The organism is Lysinibacillus sp. UBA5994, assembly GCF_002429725.1.
Lineage (GTDB): Bacteria > Bacillota > Bacilli > Bacillales_A > Planococcaceae > Lysinibacillus > Lysinibacillus capsici.
Map to the genome: position 1 here is coordinate 42,395 of NZ_DJAU01000033.1, position 7,277 is coordinate 49,671.

General features: G+C 38.4%; 7 protein-coding genes. 4 read left to right on the plus strand and 3 right to left on the minus strand.

The window, feature by feature from the left end:
* Positions 1–130: 130 nt before the first annotated feature.
* The gene (locus B3D98_RS11670; protein WP_288583125.1) at positions 131–1,288 is read left to right on the plus strand and encodes a Ger(x)C family spore germination protein; all 1,158 of its coding nucleotides are present in this window, start codon (positions 131–133) and stop codon (positions 1,286–1,288) included.
* A 32-nt stretch (positions 1,289–1,320) separates the two neighbouring features.
* Here the strand turns inward: B3D98_RS11670 and B3D98_RS11675 are convergent, their stop codons facing one another.
* A complete protein-coding gene (locus B3D98_RS11675) occupies positions 1,321–1,845 on the minus strand; it encodes a GNAT family N-acetyltransferase (protein WP_066036818.1) in 525 nt (174 codons plus the stop codon).
* Positions 1,846–2,127: 282 nt separating this feature from the next.
* On the opposite strand from B3D98_RS11675, the gene B3D98_RS11680 reads away from it, so the two are divergent.
* Together B3D98_RS11680 and B3D98_RS11685 are read left to right on the plus strand one after the other, a co-directional pair.
* On the plus strand, positions 2,128–2,433 hold the full coding sequence (locus B3D98_RS11680) for a hypothetical protein (RefSeq protein ID WP_048392961.1): 306 nt from the start codon (positions 2,128–2,130) through the stop codon (positions 2,431–2,433).
* A gap of 1,036 nt (positions 2,434–3,469) precedes the next feature.
* Positions 3,470–4,147 (plus strand): hypothetical protein, encoded by a 678-nt coding sequence (locus B3D98_RS11685; protein WP_288583126.1) that lies wholly within the window; start codon positions 3,470–3,472, stop codon positions 4,145–4,147.
* Positions 4,148–4,199: 52 nt separating this feature from the next.
* Here the strand turns inward: B3D98_RS11685 and B3D98_RS11690 are convergent, their stop codons facing one another.
* Positions 4,200–5,219 carry a serine hydrolase domain-containing protein gene (locus B3D98_RS11690; RefSeq protein WP_288583127.1) on the minus strand — a complete coding sequence of 340 codons (1,020 nt, stop codon included), beginning with the start codon at positions 5,217–5,219 and terminating at the stop codon, positions 4,200–4,202.
* A gap of 160 nt (positions 5,220–5,379) precedes the next feature.
* Between B3D98_RS11690 and B3D98_RS11695 the strand changes: the two genes are divergently transcribed.
* Positions 5,380–6,078 (plus strand): DUF421 domain-containing protein, encoded by a 699-nt coding sequence (locus B3D98_RS11695; protein ID WP_048392970.1) that lies wholly within the window; start codon positions 5,380–5,382, stop codon positions 6,076–6,078.
* 35 nt (positions 6,079–6,113) lie between these two features.
* Here the strand turns inward: B3D98_RS11695 and B3D98_RS11700 are convergent.
* Positions 6,114–7,277: beta strand repeat-containing protein (locus tag B3D98_RS11700; RefSeq protein ID WP_414674053.1), on the minus strand; the 1,164-nt coding region annotated here is incomplete at its 5' end.

Genomic DNA, 7,277 nt, shown 5'->3' on the forward strand with positions numbered 1-7,277 from the left:
CCTGAAAATTGTTTCATTGGATATAATTTTCCAAATACTATTTCCTCAGCTAGCACTTTATAAAAAAGCCATCTTTTGTCTAAGCTAACACTATAAAATACAACTGAAGAGCAATTCGAGTGGAGAAACCATGAAAACTTATTTCAAATTTTTATTGATCATCGGATTGACGACATTACTCGTAGGATGCTGGGATATTACGGAGCCGCAAAGAATGTACTATATAAATGCAGTAGGTGTAGACTACGAAAACGACGAGTATATTGTCTATTTACAAGTGATTAATTTCGCTGATGTCGCGAAATCTATACAACCTAGCGCAACGGTGGCGCCTGCTGAAGTAGGACGTGCCACTGGTAAAACAATAGAAGAGGCAATTTACAAATTATATCGCTCCTCGGATCAAGAAATTTTTTGGGGGCATATGCGATATATGATTTTTTCAGAGCAGGCTATGGAAAATGAACACATTATTCCTGTCATCGATACATTCATACGCTTTCGTGATACTAGGTATCAAATCTGGGTGTATTGTACAAAAAACCCAGTTGAAGATATATTGCTTGTCACACCAATCTTAAGAAATTCGTTATCCTCATCAAAATTAAGTAACCCAATCAACCCAACAGAACAAGAAACATTTATCGAACCAAAAGACTTAAGAGATGTTGTCATTGGCTTAAATGAGCCAAGTTATGAAGTAACAATTCCTTATGTGTCCATTAAAGACGATTGGGAAACAGATGAGGAGCAAGTTGAGGAAACCTATTTTTCAGGGGTTGGTGTCCTATCGAAAGATGGCTTTAAGGGGTTCGTGCAAGACACTGCGGCTCGCGGCAGTCAATGGATGCATAACTATACTAATCGCGGGGAGATTACCTTTCAATTAAACACAAGTGACCAGGAAGAACTAACGGTTAGTATTGAGAAAATACATGTCGATGTGGAACCACTTGTCAAACAAGAGGCTGTTACATTTGAAGTCAAATTGAGAATCAATGCGACCATCAATGGTTTTAAAGGAAAAGTAACCGAACAGGAGCTGAGAGAGCTTATTGTAAAAGAAGTGAAAAAGGAAATTCAGGAAACCTATAAAGAAGGTCTAAAATTAGATGTGGATATCTATCGATTGTCAGAATATCTCTACCGCGATAACGTCAAGGCTTGGAAAAAGCTTGAGAAAGATGGAAAAATCCCATTATCAGAGGATTCAATTAGTAAAATTGATGTGGATGTAGCCAAAATCAATCCAGGTCGAAAAACTTTTACAGAAACAATAAAAAAATGACCAGATGTCCTCATAGGAATCTGGTCTCCCTATTATTTTATAAGTGAGTATATATAAGTATCATGGGGCACATTATGTTGATGCATATATTTTTTTAATAATCCTTCTTGTTCGAAGCCTATTTTTTGCAATAGTAGATTGGAAGCTTCATTTTCTTTAAATACAATGGCTCCAATACGTACTAAATCCATTTCTTCAAAACCATAGGAAATAGCTCGTTTAACAGCTTCCTGAGCATAGCCATTTCCCCAATATTCAGGAAAAAGGGCATAGCTGATTTCCGCTCTTCGATGCTCTATTGACCACTCTTGAAAGCCGATTGTACCAATAATTCCTTCTTGTTCCTTTAATGCAATGCCCCATTTAATACCACGTTTTTCGGCAAAATTGTTGGCAAAATTTTGAATGATTTGCTGCACTTGAACTAAGCTGGTTAAAGGTTGTTGTCCATAATGGCGCAAAACTTCAGGATTCGAAAAGCACGCAAGAAGAGCTTGTCCATCAGAACTCGTCAATTCCCTTAACACTAATCGTTCAGTATGTAAAATTGGAAACATCATATACCTCTTTTATTGTAGATTTATTAATCAAATTTTACATTTGTCAACTAGCTATTGCAATCCCTATTTCCATTTGATGCCACTTTGTTAAAAGGACAAGGCTAGTTACCCTGTCCTTTTTGTGCGTGTTAGTTTGCTTGTACATCCCGACAGAGTAAGTCTACCAGAGCTATCTATACACTCTCTCTACAAATCCCCAATGTTGCACACTACACTACTGTATAAAATTTCCCTATATGTCCACAATAAGTTCAAAATAGTCAATGAGAGGTGAACAGAATGGAACACTTTCCACTCATACATACAAATTTTTGGGATGCCGTCGTTGCAGTCCCTGTAGTTATGATGATTACCCAACTCATTAAGAAAATGTGTCATATAAAGCCTTTTTGGGTTCCAACCATTGCACTAGTTGTCGGCTTATTCATTTCTATTTTCATCAGCCACCGACATAATCTTCTTGCAGGACTATTCATGGGCTGGTTTTATGGCTATGCAGCAATTGGAAGTTATGCCTCCTTAAAAACCTCTTATCTTACCTATAAGCAAAAGAAGAGAAGAAAACAGAAGTATACTGCTCCTTAATGGTGACTATTACACCTACATGTACAAAAGTTTATACTAAATTTCAACAAAAATACTTTATAAATTTCATACTTGTTACATTACCTTTTGACAAACAATGAATTGGAGAGGAGGAAAAAATATTTCTGAACGAGATCTTACACCTAAAGAAAACAATGCTATTTGAGCTAGACAGAAAAAATTCAAGCGCCCTGCAAGCCAATTAGATATACTAAATATGACGGTAGCAATCACTCTTGAACTAGAAAAAGAAACAACTCAAATTCAGGAAACATTTCGTTTGAACAATTAGGGATTAATGAGCAATTACCTAGCGATGAAATAAAAAACAAATTGATCATCTATTTAAAAATTGGGTATGTGATCGTCTCAACCTATCCTCTAGCATCGTTTTAGAAGAGGATAAATGACCGTTGTATCACCTTTTACTTTAGAATTTCATTACTTGTTCTCGCAAGGTGGTAATGAAGACTCGGATTTGTTCCATCGTCACAATAATACATAATGCAGGCCCACATTCTCTTGCACCATGATGATTCTTCTCATAAGCATCTAGTACAAACACTAATTTATAACGTTGCTCTGCTTCCTCCCTCTCCTCTTCAGGAATTTGAAAGATACCGTATCCAGGAAAAAATATTCACCATAATGAGGGATATGATAGATGCATAGGCCAGGATCATGCGGCTCCAGCATACTTAAATAAGCAGGATCCAATTGTGTTATGTCTTCTAATAATTGAAGGAAATCTCTTTTTAAACAATAAATCTCAGTATTTATCGCTGGGAAAGCTGGCCCAAAGCGAAATTCAATACGAAACTTTACACTTTCCTCGTTCACCATTAAAATATCTAGCTCTACCTCACAGTCGGATGACTCGAATCATCTTTTAAGATTGCCACTATACCGCCCCTTACACTTGCTTAATCGTTGTTCTCTCTACAATATACTAGGAAATTATCATTTTACCAAAAAAACGAAATTATACATATTTATGTATGGTATAATAGATTTTATTCATTTTTGGGAGGTGAAGGTGTTGAAAAGATATTTGGTGACAAGCATTGTAGTAGGAGCCATCTTCCTAACAGGCTGTGAAAAGGATGACAAAGCAGCCTTACCACTATCTACATCAGTAGATAAACAAATAATAGCAATGGAATCTGTCATGGCACCTGTTCCATTAGTTTTAACGCTACCACAGAAAGAATACTACTATAAAGAATATTCGGCTATTGTCAATAAACTAAATGAAGAATATGGTACAGGCTTTAAGCTAGATCCCATTACAACATTTTCAGCAAATTATTGGCTTGAATTAAAAGATTTTGAAGACATGTTAAAAGGCAGAATAGACACTTCTTATGTCGTGGCCGATAATAAGGAAGTTTTTTCTCCAGTTAAAGTACCAAAATTCGTTGAATTACATATGGGGGCACATCGAACGATCATTCGTGTTGATGGTTCATTTGACACCCAACTAAGCATGGACATTCCTGGTGGAAGACAGTTATTTTCGGTTATGCATTCCTTGTCTTCTAAAATTGAACAGGGTAAAGGCTACTGGACGCAAACGGGGTATGATCCTTCCATTAAAGATCATGGCAGTGCTTACAATATTGCAATCGGTGGTTACTATTCATATAATGGTGTATCCTCACCTCATATTATTGAGATCGAGTATTATTGTAATATACATGGTGGTATTACTTAATAACTAGCAATAGGCTTGCCTGTAATCTTTTTCACAGACAAGCCTTATTCTTTTATAGGATAGCCTCTATTCCTTTCATCATATCAAGAGCGCCCTTAGATTTATTGGAACATACGACAACTTTGATGGAAGAAGCAGGATAATAGGCTGAATGGAAGCACACGCCAGGATCATACCCCATCACATGGTATTTCAGTATTGCTTGTTCACTATTCTTCTTAATCCATACACCATAGCCATAACAATCATTTTCATTCAGTTCGACATGAGGCATTAACAGTTGATTCGTTAACTCTTCATTTAAAAGTTCGAAATTCATAAGTGCACTCCAGAACTTTGCCATATCCTTCCCTGTTACGAATGCTCCCCCATCAGAACCCCCTTTTACAGGTAAAGAATAGATATTTGTTTTCCAAGTTCCATCTGGGTTGTCTATGTACCCTAATGCTGTATTAGCTGGCAAAGAATCTAACGAAAAATAGCCTGATTCCGTCATATTCACCGGATCGAAAAGATGTTGTTGAATGTAAGCGGAAAAATCCATACCAGTTGCATGCTCTACAATTAACCCTAATACAATATATCCTGCATTATTATAGTGAAATCGCTCACCAACTTTATACTTCATTGGACGATTCTGAAATAATGGTAAGAAATCTCGCAATGTTCGAAGCTGGTACATCGGATTTTCAACCCATAACGCTTCAAAATTCTCCATTTCTTCCTCATCAAAATAATCGGGTATTCCTGACGTATGTGTTAGCAGATGAGCGATGGTTACTTGCTCATCGAAGTGCTTAAATAGTTGAGGCAGACAATCGCATAATTTTGTATCAAATGCTAGCTTCCCTTTTTCAATAAGCTGACAAATAGCGACTGCGGTAAAAATTTTACAGCCAGAGGCAATGCCAAAACGAGTTTTGGCATGATTGTCGATTTGTTCTGAGCGATTCGCATATCCAAAACTTTGGTTGACTAAGGCAACCTTCTCCTGATTTTCCACTAGCACCGTTCCTGAAAAATTAACCTTCTCTTGTATGTCGATAAGAATATTTTGTAATTTTGTTTGCATAGGTATTCTCCTGATTTTCTTAAAATTACTAAATAATAGTTTTTTTATTTTAACAATATCGTTTTGAACATATTTTTACAAGTCTATTTCGTTTCAATCCTGAAGATCCGCACAATCATGTAACGGAAGGAAACAATAAGAAAAAAGAGGATGTGTCGCTGTGGAATTTTTTCATAGTCAAGAATCACTTACTGCTATTCAATGGATTCTCCGAGCCATTGTCGCTTTTTTCTTCCTACTTTTCGCAACAAAAATTATGGGACAGCGCTCTATTTCTCAGTTAAGAATGCTGGATTTTGCAATGGCTATCACACTTGGGAATATTATCGCACATCCCTTATCTGATGAAGGGTTAGGAATGAAGGGTTCCATGATTACCATGGCCGTTTTAGTTGCGCTCTACCTCATCGGTGTTTTTTTGAGCCTAAAATGGGTTGCCTTTCGTCATTTAATAGACTCCCCGCCGATTCCCCTGATTAAAAATGGGCAAATTATTAGCGCCAACTTACAAAAGGCTAGAATATCTGTTGATTTACTTTTATCAGAGTTAAGAAAAGAAAAAATTGAAGAAGTTCAAAATGTAGCACTCGCTTTATGGGAACCAGACGGATCGATCTCTAGTTTTTTGCATACACCCTACCAAACACCAACACGAGCAGATATAAGTGTACAGTCTAATCCTTTTTTTCTTCCCACGGTTCTTATTAAAGAGGGAAAAATTGATTACCATGAGTTGAATAAAACAACGCTAACCGAGAGTTGGTTAAAAGACCAACTATCAACTTATAACATTGATGTAAAGGATGTCCTATTAGCAACAATCAACCAGAATAATAAATTGCATATTTTTCCTTATTAACTTCCCCTCCAAAACTCAAAAGTTAAAACGCGTATTTAAACTGTATTAAAAAGTATCGTTGCTGAAACACCGTTTGAAAATGCTCCTCCTGTTGTACTTACTTGTACAGAAAGAAGTGTACAACTATTAACTGGGTAATTTGCAATCACTTTTGCACAACAATTGGGTGTTGTAGATGAATTTGGTCCTGATACGCTCGCAATGATACCTGTAGCAACGCTAGTAAATCCGCAATTTGTGCTGATAAATATTTGTGCTGAAGCGGTTTGACCTGCGATGAGAGCATGGTCGCGAATATTCAATGTTAAGCTTCTAATTGTAGCATTTTCAGGAATAACAATTGAACTTCTCACGAATGAAGCTGACGAATTACCAGTACCCAGAAAATCATTATTACCAACTGATTGATCTGTAGAGAGGAAAACTTCCATCAAACCTGAACCACTTGGACCTGTTGTTCCAGTAACACCTGTAGTCCCTCTTGCGCCAGTCGCTCCTGTGCTTCCTGTTACGCCTTGGACTCCTGTCGCCCCTGTTATTCCCTGTGAACCTGTTGCTCCTGTACTTCCTGTTACTCCTTGGGCTCCTGTTGCCCCTGTTATTCCCTGTGAACCAGTCGCTCCTGTGCTTCCTGTTACGCCTTGGGCTCCTGTTGCCCCTGTTATTCCCTGTGAACCTGTTGCTCCTGTACTTCCTGTTACGCCTTGGACTCCTGTCGCTCCTGTTATTCCCTGTGAACCTGTTGTTCCTGTACTTCCTGTTACGCCTTGGACTCCTGTCGCCCCTGTTATTCCCTGTGAACCTGTTGCTCCTGTACTTCCTGCTACTCCTTGGACTCCTGTTGCCCCTGTTATCCCCTGTGAACCAGTCGCTCCTGTGCTTCCTATTACGCCTTGGACTCCTGTCGCCCCTGTTATTCCCTGTGAACCTGTTGCTCCTGTACTTCCTGTTACACCTTGGACTCCTGTTGCTCCTGTTATTCCCTGTGAACCAGTTGCTCCTGTGCTCCCTGTTACGCCTTGGACTCCTGTCGCCCCTGTTATTCCCTGTGAACCTGTTGCTCCTGTACTTCCTGTTACACCTTGGGCTCCTGTTGCCCCTGTCATTCCTGCTAGTCCCCGTTCTCCTGTTGCTCCTGTTATTCCCGCAAGTCCTCGAAGTCCAGTGGCCCCTATTATTCCCTGTGGACCCGTTGCTCC

Bases quoted from the DNA above. Each gene is read 5' to 3' on its own strand.
- B3D98_RS11690 (WP_288583127.1), bottom strand. From the start codon at position 5,219: ATGCAAACAAAATTACAAAATATTCTTATCGACATACAAGAGAAGGTT.
- B3D98_RS11675 (WP_066036818.1), bottom strand. From the start codon at position 1,845: ATGTTTCCAATTTTACATACTGAACGATTAGTGTTAAGGGAATTGACG.
- B3D98_RS11680 (WP_048392961.1), top strand. From the start codon at position 2,128: ATGGAACACTTTCCACTCATACATACAAATTTTTGGGATGCCGTCGTT.
- B3D98_RS11670 (WP_288583125.1), top strand. From the start codon at position 131: ATGAAAACTTATTTCAAATTTTTATTGATCATCGGATTGACGACATTA.